Here is a 20,911-nt window from a genome sequence, read left to right as displayed (position 1 = left end):
TCATGAACGGTCACAGTGGTGCGGGGCTCAGGCGTGCGGGGTGGTGCCGTCGCCCTCGGCGACGAGGACGCGGACGTCCCACGGGCCCAGGTCCACCTCCGCACCGGCCGGTACGTCGTCGCCGCTCAGGACGTCGGACAGGTGCACCGGGGACGGCACGCGTGCGGGCTGCCAGCTCCAGTTGTGGACGACGTGGACGTGACGCCCGTCCGGCGAGGTTCCGGTGGTGACGGTCACGGTCCCGGGCAGGTCCCGCCAGCCGCCGCGCGGGTCCGGCGCCACCCAGGCGGCCAGCGACCGGGCGAGGTCACGGCCGGGGACCGTGCCCACGCAGGTGACACGGCCGGCGCCGTGCCGACGGGTGGTGACGGCGGGCCAGCGCCCGAAGTGCGGGTGCTCGTAGGAGGCCAGCGTCTCGGCGTCGACCGGTGTGAGGCCCTCGATCCAGTGCGTCGCCGTCGCGTCGGCGGGCACCTGGAGCGGGCCGCCGCCCGCACCGCGGACGGGTACGGTCCCCACCAGGTTGCTGAACTCGTCGTAGTGCACCCCCGCGGCCTCGGTGAGCCTGCCGGGTGCCCTTTCGATCCTGGCGCGTGCCTCGTGGTCGGCGTATCCGGTGCGGGGGCCGAGGACGAGGTGGCCGCCGGCGTGGGCGTAGGCGGTGAGCCAGTCGAGGGCGGCGTCGGTGGCGAGGTAGAGCGCCGGCACGACCAGCACCGGGTGGCGGCGCGCGGCCTCCTCCGGTGCCGTGCCGTCGACCAGTTGCCCGACATGCACGATGCGCACCTGCCGGCCGGACTCGAAGGCGCCCCGGTAGAAGGGGTCGAAGATGCGGTGGTAGGCGGCGGGGTCCGGTTCACCGTTCGGCTTGGACAGCGGCGGGTACTTCTGCATCAGCCACTTGCTCGGCGTCGAGTAGACCATCGTGATGTCGGCGTCCGGCTCGATCCCCGCGACGAGCGGACCGGCCTTGTCGAACTCGGCGCCCAGGCGCGCGATTTCGGCGTAGGTGCGGCCGGGTTGCCCACTGTGCGGCAGGACACCGCCCCAGTAGGTCTCGGCGCCGAAGCGCAGGGTCTGCCACTGCCAGTACTCGATCATGCGGGCGCCGCGTGCCACGTGCGCCCAGGCGGCCTGGCGCCACTGGCCGTCGTAGCCGGGCCTGTTGTCCCAGCAGAAGCCGATGGAGGCCGCGTTGGTCTCGGTGACCAGGAAGGGCTCCTGACGGGAGGAGTACATCCAGTCCGCGGTGAGGTACATGGACCAGACGCCGGTGGTCTTCCAGACCTGCTCGTGCTCGTCCGGGGTGGGGTCGGGCAGCAGGAGGCCGTCCTGCATGTCGTAGTACGGGTTGCCGGAGGCGATGTCGAGCGGAGCGGCCAGTTCGTCGTCCGCCACGCCCTGCCGGGTGTAGGAGATGCAGGTGGTGACGAAGTGCCCGGGGTTCGCGTACTCGCGGACGATGTCGGCCTGCCAGCCGATGAACTCGGTGACCTGCCGGGCCTGGAACTCCCGCCAGGCGACGTCGTACTGGGGCTGTTCGTTGCCGTCCGGGGTCCACAGGTCGGACCAGTCGGACAGCCGGTGCGACCAGTAGACCAGGCCCCACTCGCGGTTGAGGGTCTCGACGTCGCCGTACGTGTCGCGCAGGTGGTCGACGAAGCGCTGGAAGACACCGCGGTTGTGGAAGAGGTGCAGGCCGGGCTCGTTGTCGACCTGCCAGCCGATGACCGCCGGGTGGTCGGCGTACCGGGCGACGATCTTCCGGATGATCCGCTCGGCGTGGAAGCGGAAGGCGGGGTGGGTGAAGTCCACCTCCTGGCGCGCGCCCCAGCCGATGCGCTCCCCGGTGCGCCGCTCCCCCGTGATCTCCGGGTACTGGCGGGCCAGCCACGGCGGCACCGCGTAGGTCGGCGTGCCGAGGATGACCGAGATGCCGCGCTCGTGGGCGCCGTCCAGGACCGGCTGGAGCCAGTCGAGGTCGAACCGGCCGTTCTCCGGCTCCCAGGTGGACCAGACCGACTCGCCGACCCGGATCACCGTGAAGTTCGCCTCGACCATCAGGTCCAGGTCGGTCTTCAGCCGTTCGTCGGGCCGCAGTTCGGCGTCGTAGGCGGGCGTGTACTCGTGGTAGTACGCGGCACCGAAGAGGACGCGGGCGGGCAGGACCGCCATGGGGGAACCTCCGAGGAGTCGAGGGGGGTGGGTCTGGGCGTCGGCGCTGTGGTCGGCGGGGCGCTACTGCTTGACGCCGCCGGCGGCCAGACCGCTCTGCCAGTACCGCTGCAGGAGCAGGAAGGCGACGACGAGCGGGACGATGGAGATGAGGGAACCGGTGACGACGAGCGCGAGCATGTTGCTGTTCGCGCCGCTGCCGCCGCCGAAGGCCTGGGACGCCCAGGACGAGAGGCCGACGGTGACGGGGTACAACTCGGGGTCGTTGAGCATGATCAGCGGCAGGAAGTAGTTGTTCCAGGTCGCCACGAGCGTGAAGAGCACGACCGTGACCAGACCCGGGGCCAGCAGCCGCAGCGCGATCGTGAAGAAGATGCGCGCCTCCCCCGCCCCGTCGATGCGCGCGGCCTCCAGCAGGCTGTCCGGGACGGCGTCCGCTGCGTAGATGCGCATGAGGTAGAGGCCGAACGGGCTGACCAGTGAGGGCAGCACGATCGCCCAGGGGGTGTTGACGAGGTCCGCCTTCGCGAAGAGCAGATAGGTGGGGATGGCCAGGGCGGTCGTCGGGATCATGACGGCGCCGAGGACGAGGGCGAAGGCCGCGTTGTCGCCCCGGAACCGGTACTTGGCGAAGCCGTAGCCGGCGGCGGCCGCCAGGAGCGCGGCCCCGAGCGCGCTGCCGACGGAGTACAGGACCGTGTTGAGCAGCCAGTGCAGGAAGACCCCGTCGTCGTGCGTGATCGTCTCGTGGACGTTCTCCAGCAGTTGCGGCGCGTGCGAGAACCACAGGCCGAAGCTGGTGAACAGGTCCTGGGTGCTCTTGGTCGAGGAGACGGCGAGCCAGAACAGCGGCAGCAGGAAGTACGCCAGGACGGCCAGCATGACGATGGTCAGCGGGGTGCTGCGGCGCCCGGCCGGTCGCCGGCGCCGTCGGCGGGCGGTCCGCGGGGTGCCGGACGCGGTGGCGCGCGGGGCCGGCCGGGACGTGGCGGAGGAGGTGGAGGTCGTGGTCGTCACGAGGTCCTCCTGCGGTTCGCGAGGAACAGGACGGCGTAGGAGAAGATCACGATGACCAGGCCGAGGAAGAAGGACACCGCGGCCGAGTAGTTGACCTGCTGGCCGGTGAAGGCCAGGGAGTAGGCGTAGAGGTTCGCGGTGTACGAGTTGTCGATGACGTCGGGCGCGATCGGCTGGAGCAGCTTCGGCTCGTTGAACAGCTGGAAGCTGCCGATGACGGAGAACAGCAGGGTCAGCAGCAGGGCGGGGCGCAGCGCCGGGAGCTTGATGGACCAGGCGATCCGCCAGGGGCCGGCGCCGTCCATCGCCGCGGCCTCGTACAGCTCCTGCGGAACGGTCCGCAGGGCCGCGTACAGGATGATCATGTTGTAGCCGACGAACTCCCAGGTGACGACGTTCGCCAGGCTTCCCAGCATCCAGCCGTCGCTGAGGAAGCGCGGGACCGGCAGTCCGAGCTTCTCGCTGAGCTGGGCGAACGGCCCGAAGTCCGGCCCGTACAGGTAGCCCCACATGAGGGTGGCGACCACGCTCGGGACGGCGTAGGGCACGAAGATGCCCAGCCGGATCACGCGGGCGAGGCGCAGCAGGCCGCTGTCGAGCGCGAGCGCGAAGAGCAGCGCCAGCAGGAGCATGACCGGGACCTGGACCAGGAAGAACACCGCGACCCGCAGGACGCCCTCCCGAAGTTGCGGGTCCTTCAGGGCCGTCAGGTAGTTGTCCAGCCCGACGAAGGAGGACCCGCCGATGAGGCGTTCCTGGAACAGGCTGAGGTAGGCGGCGTAGCCGAGCGGGGCGAGGAACATCAGCAGGAACAGCACCATGAACGGTGCGACGAAGAGCGGGCCTGCCGCGCCTTGGCGCGGGCCACCGAGGCGGCGGCGCCCGGGCCCCGCTCGGCGCGGCTCCTCGGTGGGGGCCACGGTCGTGGCAGTCATCGTCGGGCCTTTCTCGGGTGAAGGGCTGGCCGGGGGCGGTTCCGTGCCGGCGGATGAGGGTGCCGTCAGCTGAGGGTGTCGGCACGGAACCCGCCGCGGATCACGCGGACTTGACGGTGAAGCCCTGGGCCTTGGCGTAGGTGGTCATGCGCGACTGCCATGCGCCGAGCGCGGCGACCACGTCCTTCTTCCGGGTCAGGGCCGTGCCCACGGTCTCGGTCCAGTCGGTGACGGCCTGGTCCAGGAAGGGCGGCCACTGGAAGTCGGGGCTGACCGTCCTGCCGATGTCGGCGAACAACTGGTTGACCTTCTGGCCGCCGTAGAAGGAGGGGGCTTCGGCGGTGAAGGCCGGGTCCGCGAGGAGCTGCTTGGTCGCCGGGAAGAACGACTGCTTGGTGTTGAACAGCTTCGCGCTGGCCGGGTCGCTGTTGAGGAACTGCGCGAACACGGCGGCCGCGATCGGGTTCTTGGTCGCCTTGATGACCGCGCTGGTCGAGCCGCCCCAGTTGCCCGAGCTCGGCTTGGAGGCGTCCCACTGCGGCAGGGGGGCGGCCCGCCACTTGCCCGCGGTGGACTTGGCGGAACCGGAGAGGAAGACCGGGCCCCAGGCGGCGGTGATCCAGGTGGCGTACTTGCCCTTGTTGAGTGCGGAGAACCAGGCGTCGGTGAAGTCGGCCTCGACGCCGATGACGCCTTCCTGGGCCAGCCCGCCCCAGTACGCGGCCAGCTTCTTGGAGATCGCGTCGTCGACGTCGATGGTGACCTCGCCCTTGCCGGCGGTCGCGTAGGGCTTGGCCCCGGCCTGCCAGAGCAGGCCGTGCCAGGCGGCCGCCTCGTTCCCGGCCAGGTTGGTCAGGTAGACCTCCGGGTCGGCCTTGTGCAGCTTGCGCGCGGCGGCGGCGAAGTCGTCCCAGGTGGTGGGCGGTTCGATGCCGTGCTTGTCGAAGATGTCCGCCCGGTAGAGCATGCCCATGGGGCCGGTGTCCTGCGGGATGGCCCAGATCTCGCCCTGGGAGCCGCTGACCTGTCCCCAGGTCCAGTCGACGAAGGTGTCCTTGAGTTTCGCCGCGCCGTACGGGGCCAGGTCGAGGAGGCTGTCCGTGATCGTGAAGGTCGGGATGGCCTGGTACTCCATCTGCGCCACGTCCGGGGCGCCGTTGCCGGCCTTGATCGCCGTACGCAGCTTCGTGTAGTGCTGCACGCCCTGGCCCGCGTTGACGACCTTGACCTTGATGGCCGGGTACTTCTTCTCGAAGAGCGCGACCTCCTGGTCGATGTCCGGGACCCAGGTCCAGAAGGTCAGCTGGGTCGGGGTCTTCATCGCCTTGTCGATGTCGGCCTGGCTGACCGCCTTGGCGGTGGTGGCGGAGCCGCCGCCGCTGTCGCCGGCACAGGCACTGAGAGCGGCACCCAGCGAGACCGCTCCCGCGGCGGTGAGGAGGAGCCGGCGGCTCATCTGGGACGGGCTGGGGGTGGAGTCGTTTCTGTGCATGAGAACTCCCGCCGATGGCTGAGGGAAGGGCACGCCGAGCACAGGCGTGCGCGGGGAGGGTGATGAGGAGATACGCGGGCTCGGACGGGCCGGCCAGGCACGGAGGCCGGCTTGGCACGGGTGTACGCCCTCGCGGAGTCCGCCCGCCGGCGGGTCCGCCCGCTGTCGCGGAGCAGCCGGTGGGCGGGGAGATCACGGGTGGAGCGGAGAACTGCGGCGCTGCCGCTCGACGGCCGCTGTGGTGCGGGGAGGAGCGGAGAGAGGAGGACGCGGCTTCGTGCGAGCGTTCGTGTGAGCGTTCGTGTGACGGGTGTTCGCAGGGACTCACGCGCGGCCTGGAGGGATGGGCGGGGACGGTGATGCGGACGGCGGCTCGCCACACGGCTCCCTGCCCGGTGAGGAAGGCGGTTCCTCGGACCGGTCGGTGCTGGTCAGTCGTACGCGGACGCACCTCCCCCCAGAGGCGCATCGGCCCGGCCCGCACTCGGAGAAGCGCCGGCGGAGCGGCCGCCGCCCCCGGTCTTCCGGGGCGGCGGAGGCGCGGTCGAGGCGCGGATCACGAGGTCGACCGGTGGTTCACTGGCCGGCATGGGGGGCGCGTCCGGGTTCTCGATGGAGTGCACGAGGCGTTTGAGCCCCTCCTGCGCCGCGGCGTCGAAGGGCTGACGCATCGTGGTGAGCGGAGGGGTCACGTAAGCGGCGACGGGGATGTCGTCGAAGCCCACGACGCTGACGTCCTCGGGCACGCGTCGGCCGGCTTCCGCCAGCGCGCGGATGAGCCCGATCGCCATGTCGTCGTTGGCTGCGAACACCGCGGTCATGTCGTGGTCGGCGGCCAGTTCACGGCCCGCCGCGTAGCCGGTCGCGGCCGACCAGTCGCCCTCGACGACGGGTGGGATCGCCCTGCCGTGCGCGGCGAGCGTCGTCCGCCAGCCCTCCAGCCGGTCCCGGGCGGCGTACCACCGCTGCGGTCCGGCGAGGTGGTGGACGGTCTCGTGCCCCAGCTCCAGCAGGTACTCGGTCGCCGTGCGGGCCATCAGATCGGCGCCGACGCCCGCGGCCAGCGTCTTGGGCGTGGCCGGGGGCGGCGCGCCGAGGACGAGTACCGGGACGTCGCCGCGGGCGGACAGGTCTTCGCCGTGTCCGTCGTCGATCGGCTCGGAGATGACGATGCCGTCCACGCCCTGCTCGAGAAGCGAGTCGACGGCACCGGCGACGCCCGTCGGGTCGCCTTCCACGGTGTTGACCACGCGGAGGGCGTACCCGGTGTCCCGTACGGCCCGTTCGACCCCCATGATCAGGGAGGCGGGTCCGTACAGGGCGGTTCCCAGCGTCACCACTCCGATCGAGCGGGTGCGTCCGGAGGCCAGGGCCCGGGCCGCGTGGTTCATGCGGTAGCCCAGTTCCTCGCCGGCCTCCAGAACACGGCGGCGCACTTCGGCCGAGACGTACGGCTCGTCGTTGTAGACCCGGGACACCGTCTTCTGCGAGACGCCGGCCAACTGGGCGACGTCCACGCTGCGCGGTGCGCCGGAGCTGCCGCCCCGTCGTGCCCCTCGCCTCATGGTGTCTCCCGATGGTCGCGTCCGGTGCCGGTCGGCGCCGTATGACTGCGCTGACATGTCTACGCAGTCAGAAGAGGGCCGTCAAGCGTCCGAAACAGATTCGTAACCCGGATCCGGGGCCGCCGGGGAGGGCGGACGACCGGCATGAGCGCGGGCATGGGGAAGGCCGTCACAGGTCTTGACGAGTCGGTTATGACTGCGTAGACATGGTGGGCGCGCCGCTGCGGCCGGTCGACGGACGAGGTGGCGGGTGCCGCTGTTGCCGCTGCGGCTGCTCCTGCTGCTGCTGCGGCGGCGGCGGCGGCGGCGGCCAGGATCGGCGCAGGGCGCGGCACGCGATGCCGGGCGCGGGGCACTGGCGATGCCGGCGGTGCCGGTGAAGCTGCGCGCCGGCCCTCGGGCGCGTGCCCGCAGCTTCCCCGTGTCGCGCCGGAGCGATCCGACGGGTGGAGCGGTGATCAGAACCAGTTGATCATGTCCTTCAGGAGACGGGCGAGCTTCGCCCGTCTTGTCGCCTGCGCTCGCCAGGATTCCTCGGCTTGAACGCCGGCGGCTGTGACTCCGGCCTGGCCGGCCGGGTTCTCCGCGGGGATCAGACGGCGGTTGGCGATGAGCATCCCGACGCGGAGGAGCCCGACGCCCAGGCGGCGGGCGGCTTCCGGCCGGGACATCCAGGCGTCGTCCTCGACGGTGTCCACCTTGAGCACCGCGTAGCCGCGCTCGGTTCGCGCCCACGGCCTCCGGGGTCGGCGGCTGTCGTCCATCACACCGCCACCTTAGGCCGCTCGGCCAGGAACCCCTTGGAGTCCCGGGGCATTCGGCTCAGGGCTGGTGGGGCAGGGCGCGGGCGAGTGAGTCGAGTGCGGTCAGGGCGTCGGGGCCCGCCGGGGCCAGGACGACGCTGGTCGCTCCGGCGGCGTGGCGGGCGTCGATCGCCGCGCGGGCCTGGGCCGGGGTGCCGGCGATGCTCAGCTGACGGACCCAGGCCGCGGGCATCGTCTGCGCGAAGTGCCGGGCGTCGGGGCTGGCGTCGCGGTGTGCGCGCAGTTCGCCCGCGAAGGGCAGGGGGGCGATGTGTGCGGCCCACTCCGGCTCGCCGACCGCCTCCAGGGCAGCGCGGACCCGGGCGAGGGCGGCTTCCTCGTCGTCATCGACGGCGGCCGCGTCGTAGACGACGACCTCCCGGGGGTTCGCCGGGGCGGCGGGGCCCAGGTTGTCCAGGGAGGCGGTGATGTAGGCGGGTGCGGCGGGCTCGGCGAGGAGGAGGCCGTCGGCGACCTCGCCCGCGACCGCCTGCGACTTGGGGCCGCGGACACCCAGGACGACCGGCGGGACGGTGTCCGGGAGTTCGGTGAGGACGACGCCTTCGCAGCGCACGTACCGGCCGTTCGCGGGGCCGGGCTCACCGGCGATCAGCAGGCGCAGCGCTCTCGCGTACTCCTTGATCAGCGTCAGAGGGCTGGCGGGCCAGGAGCCGGCCTGGCGCATCCAGCCGGGCATGCCGTGGCCGATCCCCGCTATGACCCGGCCGGGGTGGAGCTGCGCGAGGGTGGCCAGTTCCATCGCGGCGAAGCACACGTTGCGGGCGCCGGCGGGCATGATCCCGATCCCGACGGTGAGGCGTGTGGTGGAGGCCAGGACGGTGGCGGCCTGGGCGACACCGCCGCGCCAGCCGAGGTCCTCCACGACCCAGACCTGGTCGAAACCGAGCTCCTCGGCACGCCGCGCGAAGGGCAGCACGTCGCCGACGGGGAGGTCGCGGGGCAGCATGACACCGACACGGCCGCGGGCGGGCAGTGCGGGGGACTCGGACATCGGGGCTCCTTCGGACGGCTGGCGAATTCCCTTCCCGGCTCCGGTGACCGGGGAGAAGAGGGCTTGGGCGGCACGGGTGTCAGGGACCGTACCGCCCAAGCGGTCAGTGGCTGCGCGCCGCCATCTCGCTCGGGCGGGCGCGGTCGGGTCCGGTCCGCAGGACTCGGGCGCCCACGGCGGTGGTCAGGCACAGCAGGGTCAGCAGGACGAAGGCGTGGTTGAGGGCGACGAACCGGGTCAGCCAGCCGACGACGGCGGGGCCGGCGAGCATGCCGACGTAGCCGAGTCCGGCGACGCGGGAGACGTTGGCACCGGCGGCGGAGGGGTCGGCGTGCCCGGCCGCGCTGAACAGCTGCGGGACGCAGCCGGACAGGCCCAGGCCGAACAGGGCCCAGCCGGTGAAGGCGGCCCACACCCACGGGGCGAGGGCCACGACGGTGATGCCCACAGCGGCCACGACCGCGCCGTTGCGCAGGATCGCCAGGGAACCGAACCGGGCGACGCAGCGGTCGGTGAGCATGCGCCCGATGGTCATGGCCGCGGCGAAGGTGCCGTACGCGAACGCCGCCGTGCCGGTGGACGTGCCCAGGACGTCCTTCAGGTGCAGGGCGCTCCAGTCGTGGGCGGCGCCTTCGCACAGCATCGCCATCAGCGCCAGGACGGCCAGCAGCCAGACCCGGCCCGTGCCGCCGCGGTGCCCGGCGGCCGGTGCCGTCCCGGTCTCCTCCGCGGAGCCGGGGCTCGCGGCGGCGGGAGCGGCGGGCAGCAGGGCGCGGGCCGAGGCGAGGGCGATCACGATGCCCGCGGCCCCCATGGCGGCCATGGTCGCGGCCGTGGTCAGGCCGGTGCTCGCCGCGGCCGCCCCGGCGAGGGCGGCGAGGACACCGCCGACGGAGAACGTGGCGTGGAAGCCCGACATGACGGGCCGGCCGTACGCCTTCTCCACGTGCACGGCGTGGGCGTTCATGCTGACGTCCAGGCAGCCGTTGCAGAACCCGAAGACCAGCAGCGCGCCGGCCAGCGTCCAGGGGTCGTGGGCCAGGCCGGGCAGGAACAGGGTCGCGCCGGAGAGTACGCCGCCGGCGGGCAGGACGACGCGGGCGCCGAGGCGGTCGGCCAGGGGGCCGGCCACCTGCATGCCTGTGAACGCCCCGAGCCCGAGCAGCACCAGCATGCCGCCGAGCGTGGCGTGGCTGATGCCCACGCGTTCCTCGATCGCGGGGATGTGCACCACCCAGGTGCCCATCAGGGTTCCGCACAGGACGAAGTAGACATAGGTCGCCACTCGGGCGGCTCGCAGGGGACGTTGCATGGCGCCCACAGTAACGAACATCTGCCGTGTTCGGAAAACGCCATAATGAACATGCTCGGTGTTGGTTTTCGGGTGGTGTTCAATCGCGGTATGAGCAACGCAGACCGGCACGGGCTGATCGCCAAGGCCGTCAGGGATTCCGGAGGCGCCACGGTCCAGGAACTCGCGGAGCTGACCGGCGCCTCGGAGATGACCATCCGGCGCGACCTCGACACCCTCGCCGCGCAGGGCGTCCTCGAACGCGTCCGCGGAGGGGCTCGCACCCTGCTGCTGCGGGGCGAGGAGCCCCCCTTCGCGCTGCGCGCCCACGAGGCGGTCGACGCCAAACGCCGGATCGCCGCCGAGGTCTGCGCACTGATCGCCGACGGCGAGAGCGTCCTGCTGGACAGCGGCACCACCTGCCTGGAGGTCGCCCGCCTCCTGCGCGAGCGGCCCGTCACCGTGATGCCCCTGTCCCTGCAGGCCATCCACCTGATCGGCGAGACACCCGGGCCGGCCACCCTGGTCGTGCCCGGCGGACAGCCCCGCGCCGCCGAAGGAGCCCTCACCGGCCCCCTCACCCTCGCCTCCCTGGCCGCCCTGCGCTTCGACACCGCCGTCATCGGCTGCTGCGGGCTGACCGCGGCCGACGGCCTGACGGCCTACGACCTCGACGACGCCGCGGTGAAGAAGGCGGGCATCTCCTCCGCGCGGCGCGTCGTCGCCGCCACCGACGGGAGCAAACTCGGCCACACCGCCTACGCCCACGTCGGCCCCGCCACCCTCCTGGACACGCTCGTCACCGACACCACGGCTGCGGCCGATGAAGTCGCCGCGCTCGAGGACGGCGGCACCACCGTCCGGACCGTTTGACGCCTGCGCCCGGGCGGGACGACGGACAGGACGCGAGGGGCACCGTCAGCCCCGACCCGCAACGGCCTGCCCACCACGCTCCTCTGCGGGCTCCTCGGGGGCCTCGGGGGCCTCGGGGCACACGGTGGTCTCGGGGCCCTCGGTGGTCCGCTCCTCCGGCGCCCGCTTGGGGAGCCCGCGCAGCGCGGCCGTTCCGAGGGCGGCGTGCAGCAGGCTCGCCACGACCACCGCGACGTGCAGGCCGGTGACGAACGCGGACTTCGCGTCCTGGATCACGGAGACGGGCAGGGAGGGCAGTTGGAGGGTCTCGTCGAGGGTGGGGGCGAGGTCCGGGCCCCGGAGCCGGAAGAGCAGCGCGGCGAGCGAGCCGAGGAGCGCGATGCCGAGGGCGTTGCCGATCTCGTTGCTGGTCTCGGCGATCGCGCCGGCCGAGCCCGCCCGCTCCGGGGGTACCGCGCCGACCGCGGTGTCCGCGACGACGGCGAAGGAGATGCCGTATCCCAGTCCGGCGATCACGGTCGAGGCGATGTACCAGCCGATGCCGCCGGTGACCGTGGTCGGGAGCAGCAGCAACAGGCCGCCCGCGATGGAGAAGTGGCAGACGAGGAGCGCGGCCCGCTTGCCGACGCGTTCGACCACGGCCGGTGTGACGACGCAGGAGAGGGTGAGGGCCGCCGCGCCCGGGAGGGCGAGGAGCGCCGCGTGCAGGACGCCCAGGCCCAGGACGGACTGGAGGTAGATGCCGGACAGGTACGCCGCCGCCGACCACGCGGCCAGGGGCAGCAGTCCCGTGATGACGGCGATGGTGAAGACGCGGTCGCGGAAGAGGGAGAAGTCGACCAGCGGGTCGTCGAGGTGCCGTTGGCGCAGGCCGAAGAAGGTCAGTACGGCGATGCCGCCGATCACCGTGGTGACCGGGAGGGCCGAGACCCCGTCGGCGGCCAGGTGCTTGATCCCGTAGATGGTGAGCAGCAGGCCCCCGGCGGAGGTCACGACGCTGAGCGGGTCGACGCGGCCCGACCCGCCCGGCCGGACCTCTCGGAGGAAGACCGGCGCGCACACCAGGAACACGGCGAGGACGGGGAGGTTGACGAGGAAGACCGAGCCCCACCAGAACCGGCCCAGGAGGGCGCCGCCGATGACCGGGCCGATGGCGAAACCGGCCGCGAAGGCCGCGGCGAAGATGCCGATGGCCTGGGCCCGGCGCCGGGAGTCGGGGAACAGCTCGCTCAGAACGGCCAGCGCCGAGGGCAGCAGGGTCGCACCGGCCACGCCCATGAGCGCCCGGCAGGCGATGAGGAGTTCGGGTGTCGGTGCGAACGCGGCACCGGCGGAGCCGAGTCCGAACACGGTCGCGCCGGCCATCAAGAGCTTCAGCCGGCCGTAGCGGTCGCCGATGGTGCCGAAGGCCACCAGCAGGGAGCCGACGGCGAAGCCGTAGACGTCCAGGATCCACAGCGCCTGGTCGGCGGTGGGCGAGAGGGCCTGGCTGATCCGGGGCATCGCCAGGAACAGGATCGATCCGTCCATGGAGACGAGGAGGACCGGGCCGAGGATCACCGCGAGCCCGAGCCAGGCCCGCACTCCGGGTGGGTTGTCCGCGTGCTGTCGAGTCATGGTGCCGACGCTCGGGTACGGCGTGGCCGACAGCCATCCCCACCGCGTGGGTACACCTGACAGGTGCACCCACGCGGCGGGCGGGCGCCCTACGCTCGTGGGCATGGAGTGTCTCGGAACGTTCCTGAAGAGCCGTCGTGACCGGGTCACTCCGGCCGAGATCGGTCTGCTGACCTACGGCACCCCTCGCCGGGTTCCCGGTCTCAGGCGGGAGGAGCTCGCCCAGCTGGCGGGGGTGAGCGCGGGGTACTACACGCGTCTGGAGCAGGGGCAGGCCGGGTCCGTCTCCGGGCAGGTGCTCGACGCGCTCGCCCGGGTGCTCCGGCTCGACCAGGTGGAGACCGCCCATCTGCACAACCTCGCCCGGCGGTCGGTGCGGCGCGGTCTGAGCGAACCGCCCCGGGAGGAGCCCCACCCGCGGGTCCTGAAGCTCCTCGAGTCGCTGGGCGAGGCCACGCCCGCGGTGGTGCTCGGCAGGCGCGGTGACGTCCTCGCGTGGAACCGCACCGGGCACGCGCTGGTCGCCGAGCACCTCCCCTTCGAGGCGCCGCGGAATCCGCCGGATCGTCCGTCGATCCCCAGGATGTTCTTCCTCGACCCGCACACCCGCGCCATGTACCGCAACTGGCCGGCACTCGCCGAGATCCACGTCGCCTATCTGCGTCTCACCGCGGGCCGCTACCCCACGGACGCCCGGCTCGCCGGGCTGATCGGCGAACTGCTCATGAACAGCCCGCACTTCGGCGCGATGTGGGCGACGGGTGACGTCTCCGACTGCACGACGGGAACCATGCTTCTGCGGCACCCCACCGTCGGGGCGCTGAGCGTGGACTACCAGGTGTGGCTCCAGCCCGACAGCCCCGACCACCGCGTCGAGATCTACACCCCCAACGACCCGGCCTCCGCGGACGCGTTGCGTCTGCTGAACCAGCAGAGCGGCCGGGGTGACGAGCCGGAGTCGACGACCGTACGGACCGAGCCGAAACCCTCTGCGGAGCGGGCGGGTTGTGCGTGCTCGGGGTACGCACCTCACGGGTGACGTGCTCGTGGCGTGCCGGGGCCGAGCCATGCCGGCCGCCGGGCAGCCGGATCCTCGGCTGCCCGGGCGGTGCGGGGAACGGGCGCGGGGCCCCTGTCAGAGGTGCTGTTCCGTCGCCCTGGTGCGGTGGTACTCGTCCTGCCGTTCGTCGGTGACGTACGCCGGCACCGGGAAGTCCCACCAGCCCGGCACCCAGGGGCCCGCGGCGTCACGGTCGGTGGGGACCTCGACCAGGGCGGGTTCCCCGGACTGGACGGCCTTGCGCAGGGTCGGCTCCAGGGAGTCGGCGTCGGTGACCTTCCAGGAGTCGATTCCGAAGGCCCGGCCCATGGCGGCGAAGTCGGGGCTGTACGGCGAGCCGTCGGGGTGGGAGAACTCGGTGCCGATGTGCCGCGAGGTCTGCTTGCGCTGGCCGCCGCGGATCGACATGTAGCCCGCGTTGTTCTGGACCACGAAGATCACCGGTGCGCCGGCGGTGACGCTCAGGGCGATCTCCTGGGAGGTCATCAGGAAGTCACCGTCGCCGAGGACGCACACGACCGGGCTGTCGGGCCGGGCGAGCTTGGCGCCGACGGCGGCCGGGATCGCCCAGCCCATGGAGGAGAAGCCGCCGGAGGTGAGGTGGGTGCGCGGCGAGTAGACCGGGAAGGTCTGCTTGACCGCGCCCTGGGTGTTGCCCGAGCCGGCGACGATGATCGCGTCGCGCGGGAGCACGTTGCGCAGGGCGCCGAGCGGGCGCTGTGAGGTGAACGGGAACCGGTCGCTGTCGCGGCGGCCCGCGAGCTTCTCCTCCCAGTCCCGCTTGAGCGAGGCGAGTTCGGCCAGGTACTCGGACCGGTCGACGCCCTTCGAGGGAAGGGAGTCGACGATCGCGGCCACGGCGCGCTGCGCGTCGGCGACGATGCCCACTTCGGCGGGGTAGTTCTTGCCGATCTCGTGCGGGTCGATGTCGATGTGGATGAGCTTCGCGGGCGGGATGGAGAAGGTGACGCCCTTGGCGTAGCTGGAGGCGGACCAGTCGGTGAAGCGGCAGCCGACGGAGATCACGACGTCGGCGGAGCTCGCGATCGCGTTGCCGACCGTCGTGCCGGTCTGGCCGACGCTGCCGGCGAACAGCTCATGGTCCTCGGGGAAGGCGCTCTTGCCGTTCCACGTGGTCACGACGGGGATCTGCCAGCGTTCGGCGAGGGCGAGGACCTGGTCGGACGCTTCGGAGGTGATGGCGCCGCCCCCGACCACGATGACCGGGCGGGTCGCGGCGCGCAGTACGTCGACGGCGCGTTCCACCGCTGCAGGGTCGGGGTGCTGGCGGCCGACGGGGACGCGCCGGGCGAGGTCGTGGAGGTCCACGTCCGCGGCCTCGGCCTGTACGTCCATGGGGACTTCGAGGTGCACCGGGCCGGGGCGGCCGGTCAGCATGGAGTTGAAACAGCGGTGCAGGACGAAGGGGAGTTCCTCGACGCGGGTGACGACCCAGTGCCGCTTGCTGACGGCCTCGGCCACCTTGGGGAAGTCGTTGGCCGTGTAGCGGTCGAGTTCCTGGAGCAGTCCGTGGCCGCGCATGTGGGTCGGTGGTCCGCCGGTGACGACCAGGACGCTGGTGGAGTCGGTGAACGCGGTGCCCATGCCGATGACGGTGTTGCTGGCACCGGCGCCGATGGAGGTCACGGCGGCCTGCGGGCGGCCGGTGACGCGGTAGTAGCCGTCGGCGAGGTGGACGGCGCTCTGCTCGTGGAAGGTCTGGATGAAGGGGATCCTCGACTCGTCGTCGAGGAAGGCGTCGGTCAGTGACCAGATGCCGTGGCCGGGGATGCCGGCGACGACGTCGACCCCGTAGTTGCGCAGGGTCCGCGCGACGATCTGGCCTCCGGTGAGGACAGGCATGTGTGCTCCCGATCAGCTCGGTTCGGATGGTGGGTCAGGCGTTCCGACGGGCGGCCCAGGCGAAGCCCTGGGTGCACAGCCGGGTCACGTCCGGGTTCTGCAGGTCGTCGAGGTCGTGTCCGACCGCGCTGTAGAACACCCGTCCCTGTCCCCAGGTCCGTGTCCAGGCCTGGGGAATGGTCCTGCCCTCCAGCCACGGCAGGTGCTCGCCCGTGAAGGTGGTCTCGGCGAGGACATGGTTGTTGGGGTCGACGGACATGTAGTACTGCTCGGAGGCGACCCGGAAGTCGCCGACGCCCTCGGTGATCGGGTGGCCGGTGTCCGTGATGGTGACCTGGTAGGGGTACTTCACGCCTTCCCCGGCGGGGTGCTCCAGGAAGCTGCCGCCGATCAGCCAGTGGTACTTCAGGCTCGTGCGGAACGCGGCGGCGGCGCCGTGCCAGGCGGCGATGCCGGTGCCGGCCTCCACGGCCCCGAGCAGGCTCCCCTCCTGGGCGGCGCTCAGGCCCTCGGACAGCAGCGCGTTGTTCCAGTTGAGGGCGATGAGGTCGTAGCCGGTGAGATCGGCGTCGAGCGCGAAGACGTCGTTGGTCTCGTCGACGTCGAATCCGAGGTTCTTGAAGATCGGCAGGGCCCATTCCTCGGCCACCTGGTAGGGCTTGTGGCCCGGCCAGCCTCCGTACAGGTACAGAACGCGGGTCATGTGCGGTCTCCTCCGGTCGTGGATGCGAGGGTCGCGGCGCGGGCGCGGAGGCGGTCCGCCACCTCGAGTGCGTCGCCCTCCGGCGCGGTGGAGTCACGCCCGGGCTTCGCGGTCAGCAGGTACACCAGGCCCACGGCCGACACGACGAGGAAGCCGATCAGAGCGATCCACCGGTCGACGAACGCGGTGCCAGAGTCGCCGGTGGGCCAGGCCAGGAGAACCATCCCGAACACGCCGTAGGTCAGCGCGGCCACGTTCACCACGAAGCCCCAGCGGCCGAGGGTCCAGGCTCCGGCCGGCCGCCAGCCCTTCAGCCTCATGCGCAGGGCGGCGAGCACCACCATCATGAAGGCCGTGTACCCGGCCAGCATCTGGAAGGCCGCGATCTTGTTGAGGGAGTCGGGTGAGAAGTAGACGAACACGAAGATCAGCAGCGGCAGGACGTTCACGGCCAGCAGCGCGTTGATCGGCACCCGGTGCCTGCTGGAGATCTTCGAGAAGAAGCGGGCGCCCGGGAACATGTTGTCGCGGGCGAAGGAGAAGGTGATCCGGCTGGCGGCGGCCTGCTGGCTCATCACACCGGCGATGAAGGAGGTGAGGATGACCAGGAGCACGAGCTTGGTGCCGGCCGTGCCGAGCGAGTTCTGCAGGATCGCCGGGATGGGGTTGGCGTCCTCGCCGGACAGGATCGAGGCGAGGTCCGGGGCGGCGAGGGCGTAGCCGACGAACGCGAGCAGCGCGGCCGCTCCCCCGACGGCCACGGTCAGCTGCATGGCCCGCGGGATGCTGCGGGAGGGGTTGGGAACCTCCTCGGCGATCTCGCCGCACGCTTCGAAGCCGTAGAAGAGGAAGAGCCCGACGAGCGAGGCACCGATGAAGGCCATGAGGTAGCCGTCGGGGTGGGAGCCGCTGGTCTCGAAGAAGATCGAGACGGAGTTGTGCCGCTCGAAGATCAGCAGGTAGAGACCCACGAGGACGATGCCGATCAGTTCCGCGGCGAGCCCGACCTTCGAGATCAGGGCCAGCGTCCGGGTGCCGAAGCAGTTGCAGATCAGACAGAGGAGGGCCATGCCGATCGCGATGGACAGGCGCTGGGCCGGGGTGGAGCTGATGCCGGGGTGGTCCGCGGTGCCGGCGAAGAGGCTGGCGACGAAGTCCGAGCTGTAGAGCGCGGTGCTGGTGATGCCGATGGTGATGCAGCTGATGTAGGTCCACGCCGTGAACCAGGCGTAGCGGCCGTTCCACAGGCGCCGCACCCACTGGTAGAGCCCGCCCGCCAGCGGGAACTGCGAGACGACCTCGCCGAAGACCAGCGCGACCAGGAACTGTCCGGCCCCGACGATGGCTATCCAGAAGACCGACGGACCGCCGGCGGTGGACAGTCCGAGCGCGAAGAGCGCCACGACGCCCACCAGGGGCGAGAGGTAGACGAAGCCGAGGGCGAAGTTGGCCCACAGGCTGACCTTGCGGTCGAACTGCTGCTGATAGCCCAGTGCGGCGAGCAGCTCCGCGTCCTCGGCGGAGGAGGCCGGGCCGGCGGTCCCGCCCGGGGGGCGAACGCGGGCGGCTCTGGACGACGCCGCCTGCGCCTCGTTGTCTGTGGCTGACATGACGAACTCCGTGGGTCGAAGGGGTGATGCTCCTTGTCGTGCGGCTCTCCGGCCGCGCGGGTGGTGCGGGCTAAGTCCGTGTCGGTCATCGCCGTCAGTTCTGGTCGGAGGAGGGGGCGGACCAGGCCGGCCGGGCCGTGCCGTACCGCGCGGCGCGGACGTCTCCCGAGCGCGCGTGGCCCTCGAAGTTCTCGATGCGGGAGGCCCTGCCGCAGATCTCGCCGAGCCGGGCGCTGGACGTGGCGTCCTTGATCTCCTGGTAGGTCACCGTCTTGAGGTACTTGCCGACCCAGAGGCCGCCGGTGTAGCGGGCGGCCCCGAGGGTGGGCAGGACGTGGTTGGTGCCGATGACCTTGTCGCCGTAGGCGACGCACGTCTTGTCCCCGAGGAAGAGTGCGCCGTAGTTGCGCATGCGGTGCAGGGCCTCGCGGGGTTCGGCCGTGAGGATCTGGACGTGTTCGCTGGCGTAGCGGTCGGCGAGTTCGTAGGCGGCGTCGAGCGTGGGGACGACGATCACCTCGCCGTGGTCGCGCCAGGCCCGTCCGGCCACCTCACCGGTGGGCAGGCCGGGCAGCAGCTGCTCCACGCAGGCGACGGTGCGCGTGGCCACCTCCTCGGACGTCGTGATGAGGACGACCGGGGAGTCGGGTCCGTGCTCGGCCTGGGACAGCAGGTCGGTCGCCACGACGAGGGGGTCCGCGGTCCCGTCCGCGACGATGAGCACTTCCGTCGGTCCGGCGAACAGGTCGATGCCGACCTCGCCGAAGAGCTGGCGCTTGGCCTCGGCGACGTAGGCGTTGCCGGGGCCGGCGAGCATGTCGACGGGGCTGATCGTCTCGGTGCCCAGGGCCAGGGCGGCGACGGCCTGGACACCGCCCATGACGTAGATCTCGTCGGCTCCGGCCAGGTGCATCGCGGCGATGCTCACGGGCGGCGGGGCACCGCGGTCCGGCGGGGTCGTCGCGGCGACCCTCTCGACACCGGCGACCTTGGCGGTCAGCACGGTCATGTGGGCCGACGCGGTCAGGGGGTAGCGGCCGCCGGGCACGTAGGCGCCGGCCGCGCCGATGGGGATGTTGCGCTGGCCCAGGAACACCCCGGGCAGTGTCTCCACCTCGAAGTCGGTCAGCGAGTCCCGCTGCGCCTGGGCGAAGCCGCGGACCTGCTTCTGGACGAATCGCAGGTCGTCGAGGACCGTCTCCGGGACGGAGGAGACCACGGAGGCGATCTCGTCCGGGCCGAGCCGGAAGGACTCGGGGCTCCACTGGTCGAACTTCTGCGACCAGCGGCGCACGGCGGCGTCGCCGTTGCGCCGTACGTCGGCGATGACGTCCGCGACGGTCTCGACGATGTCCGGACGGCTCGTCCGCGACGGCTCAGCCGGGACGGGAGCCTTGATGATCTTGTTTCCTGGTGACACTCTGCGCTCCTTGCGGGGGGCGTGTCTGCGGGCTTGGCCTGAAGTCTGGGGAAACAAGGGGGTGCGGCGACAGGCACAGCGTGTGCAATATTGGCCGTCGATCCTGCACACACTGAGGTAGCGCATGGCTGACGTCCTGACCGTTCGTGCCGCACTGGAGCTTGAGGTGTTCACGCGCACCGAGATGCGCGTCTACGCCGGGGAAAGGAACCTGGACCGTCCTGTGCGGTGGGTGCACACCGGGGAGATCCCGGACATCCACCGCTTCCTCACCGGCCAGGAGATGCTGCTGACCGCCGGGCTCGGCATGGGCGAAACACCCCTCCGGCAACGCGCGTTCATCCGGCGGCTCGCGGACGCCCACGCGGCCGTGCTGGTCATCGAGCTCGCCGGCCGCGTGTTCGACGTCATGCCCGAGGCCGTGATCGAGGAGGCGGAGGCGGTCGGTCTGCCGCTCGTCGGACTGACCGACGAGATCCCCTTTGTGGAGGCGTCGGCCCAGGTCCACGAGGTACTGGTCGGCATGCGCGTCAAACAGCTGATCGCCGAGGAGGCCACCAGCCAGGCGTTCATGGACCTGCTGCTGGCCGACGAGGACTACGTGGGCGTCGTCAGGGAGCTGGCTCACCGTACGGGGCACGCGGTGGTGCTGGAGGACGTGAGCCACCAGATGCTCGCGTACGGGGGCGCCACGCCGGAGGCCGACGAGGTCGTGAACGGGTGGAGCACGCACTCGCGTGCCATCCACGAACGCCACCACCCGCTCGTGACGCACAACCCCCGGGTGCCCACGGCCTCTGCGGCGTCGTTCGGGGAGGTCGTGCCGTGTGCGCGCCAGCCCGTGGTCCTGCGTGGCGAGTCATGGGGGTGGCTGCATCTCCTGCACGGCGGCAGACGGCCGAGCCCGGCGGATCTGCGGACGCTGGAGCGGGCGGCCGCGGCGCTGGCGATCACGCTGCTGAGCGAGCGGGAGAGCGGCGCCCGCGCGTCCCAGCGCCAGACGGCACTGCTGAACCGGCTGCTGCTCGGCGACATCACCGGAGAGCGGTTCGTCAGCCTGGCCCTGACCCTGGGACAGGACTTGCGCGGCCGGGAGCTGATCGTCGTCACCGCCTGCGCGGGGGACGGGGAGCCGTGCCGGGACCACTCCCTGGCCCGGCTCCTCCAGGAGGAGGGATGGCCCGCCGTGGTGGGCGACACCGGAGACTTCGACACGGCGGTGGTGGGCCTGCCGCCGGGCGCTGAAGCAACCGCCGTTCAGGCCCTCTTGAGCGATCAGGGGATGCGGGGCGGCATCAGCCGGACCGTGGAGCCGGCCGCACTGCCGCTGGCGCTGCGGCAGAGTCGCAGCGCGGCCTCCGTGGCGGCGGCCGCCGCCCCGGAGGTAGTTCAGCACATAGACGCCCGAGTTGGGGATAGGGGGGTGGAGGGTAAGAGGGTGGGGCGGAGGGAGGTGTTCTGGGGGGTGGGCGGGG

16 protein-coding genes are annotated in these 20,911 nt (G+C 71.7%); 3 read left to right on the top strand and 13 right to left on the bottom strand.

Annotation, left to right across the window (positions count from 1 at the left end; translation table 11 throughout):
• Positions 1-27 precede the first annotated feature (27 nt).
• The 8 genes from ABZ948_RS17095 to ABZ948_RS17060 form a co-directional block, all read right to left on the bottom strand.
• On the bottom strand, positions 28-2,175 hold the full coding sequence (locus ABZ948_RS17095; RefSeq protein ID WP_359760299.1) for a beta-galactosidase: 2,148 nt from the start codon (positions 2,173-2,175) through the stop codon (positions 28-30).
• A gap of 63 nt (positions 2,176-2,238) precedes the next feature.
• Entirely contained in the window at positions 2,239-3,192 is a 954-nt protein-coding gene (locus tag ABZ948_RS17090) for a carbohydrate ABC transporter permease (RefSeq protein WP_359760297.1), read from the bottom strand.
• The gene (locus ABZ948_RS17085; RefSeq protein ID WP_435857518.1) at positions 3,189-4,127 is read right to left on the bottom strand and encodes a carbohydrate ABC transporter permease; all 939 of its coding nucleotides are present in this window, start codon (positions 4,125-4,127) and stop codon (positions 3,189-3,191) included. Before ABZ948_RS17085 ends, ABZ948_RS17090 begins: the two co-directional genes overlap by 4 nt.
• Positions 4,128-4,227: 100 nt before the next feature.
• Positions 4,228-5,619 carry an ABC transporter substrate-binding protein gene (locus ABZ948_RS17080; protein ID WP_359760295.1) on the bottom strand — a complete coding sequence of 464 codons (1,392 nt, stop codon included), beginning with the start codon at positions 5,617-5,619 and terminating at the stop codon, positions 4,228-4,230.
• A 431-nt stretch (positions 5,620-6,050) separates the two neighbouring features.
• Positions 6,051-7,184: a LacI family DNA-binding transcriptional regulator gene (locus tag ABZ948_RS17075; RefSeq protein WP_359760293.1), complete on the bottom strand. Its 1,134-nt coding sequence runs from the start codon at positions 7,182-7,184 to the stop codon at positions 6,051-6,053.
• Positions 7,185-7,642: 458 nt separating this feature from the next.
• Positions 7,643-7,948 (bottom strand): DNA-binding protein, encoded by a 306-nt coding sequence (locus tag ABZ948_RS17070; protein ID WP_359760291.1) that lies wholly within the window; start codon positions 7,946-7,948, stop codon positions 7,643-7,645.
• A gap of 58 nt (positions 7,949-8,006) precedes the next feature.
• Entirely contained in the window at positions 8,007-8,999 is a 993-nt protein-coding gene (locus tag ABZ948_RS17065; RefSeq protein ID WP_359760289.1) for an LLM class flavin-dependent oxidoreductase, read from the bottom strand.
• Positions 9,000-9,102: 103 nt separating this feature from the next.
• Entirely contained in the window at positions 9,103-10,311 is a 1,209-nt protein-coding gene (locus ABZ948_RS17060) for an MFS transporter (RefSeq protein WP_359760287.1), read from the bottom strand.
• Between the two features lie 90 nt (positions 10,312-10,401).
• Here ABZ948_RS17060 and ABZ948_RS17055 point away from each other — a divergent pair, with 90 nt between their 5' ends.
• Positions 10,402-11,163, top strand: a complete 762-nt coding sequence (locus tag ABZ948_RS17055) for a DeoR/GlpR family DNA-binding transcription regulator (protein WP_359760285.1) — start codon at positions 10,402-10,404, stop codon at positions 11,161-11,163.
• A 45-nt stretch (positions 11,164-11,208) separates the two neighbouring features.
• Here the strand turns inward: ABZ948_RS17055 and ABZ948_RS17050 are convergent, their stop codons facing one another.
• Positions 11,209-12,780, bottom strand: a complete 1,572-nt coding sequence (locus ABZ948_RS17050) for an MFS transporter (RefSeq protein ID WP_359760283.1) — start codon at positions 12,778-12,780, stop codon at positions 11,209-11,211.
• Positions 12,781-12,883: 103 nt separating this feature from the next.
• Between ABZ948_RS17050 and ABZ948_RS17045 the strand changes: the two genes are divergently transcribed.
• On the top strand, positions 12,884-13,819 hold the full coding sequence (locus ABZ948_RS17045) for a helix-turn-helix transcriptional regulator (RefSeq protein ID WP_359760281.1): 936 nt from the start codon (positions 12,884-12,886) through the stop codon (positions 13,817-13,819).
• 96 nt (positions 13,820-13,915) lie between these two features.
• Here the strand turns inward: ABZ948_RS17045 and ABZ948_RS17040 are convergent, their stop codons facing one another.
• The 4 genes from ABZ948_RS17040 to hisD form a co-directional block, all read right to left on the bottom strand.
• The gene (locus tag ABZ948_RS17040) at positions 13,916-15,703 is read right to left on the bottom strand and encodes a thiamine pyrophosphate-binding protein (protein ID WP_359760279.1); all 1,788 of its coding nucleotides are present in this window, start codon (positions 15,701-15,703) and stop codon (positions 13,916-13,918) included.
• Positions 15,704-15,737: 34 nt separating this feature from the next.
• Entirely contained in the window at positions 15,738-16,406 is a 669-nt protein-coding gene (locus ABZ948_RS17035) for a ThuA domain-containing protein (protein ID WP_359760278.1), read from the bottom strand.
• Positions 16,403-18,016 (bottom strand): APC family permease, encoded by a 1,614-nt coding sequence (locus ABZ948_RS17030; RefSeq protein ID WP_359760276.1) that lies wholly within the window; start codon positions 18,014-18,016, stop codon positions 16,403-16,405. Before ABZ948_RS17030 ends, ABZ948_RS17035 begins: the two co-directional genes overlap by 4 nt.
• 94 nt (positions 18,017-18,110) lie before the next feature.
• The gene (gene hisD, locus ABZ948_RS17025; protein ID WP_359760274.1) at positions 18,111-19,436 is read right to left on the bottom strand and encodes a histidinol dehydrogenase; all 1,326 of its coding nucleotides are present in this window, start codon (positions 19,434-19,436) and stop codon (positions 18,111-18,113) included.
• Between the two features lie 124 nt (positions 19,437-19,560).
• On the opposite strand from hisD, the gene ABZ948_RS17020 reads away from it, so the two are divergent.
• Positions 19,561-20,911: PucR family transcriptional regulator ligand-binding domain-containing protein (locus ABZ948_RS17020; RefSeq protein WP_359760272.1), on the top strand; the 1,351-nt coding region annotated here is incomplete at its 3' end.

It is taken from the genome of Streptomyces olindensis (assembly GCF_040645895.1).
Lineage (GTDB): Bacteria > Actinomycetota > Actinomycetes > Streptomycetales > Streptomycetaceae > Streptomyces > Streptomyces olindensis.
The sequence above is the reverse complement of the archived record's forward strand: the minus strand, read 5'-3'. Positions and strand labels throughout refer to the sequence as shown.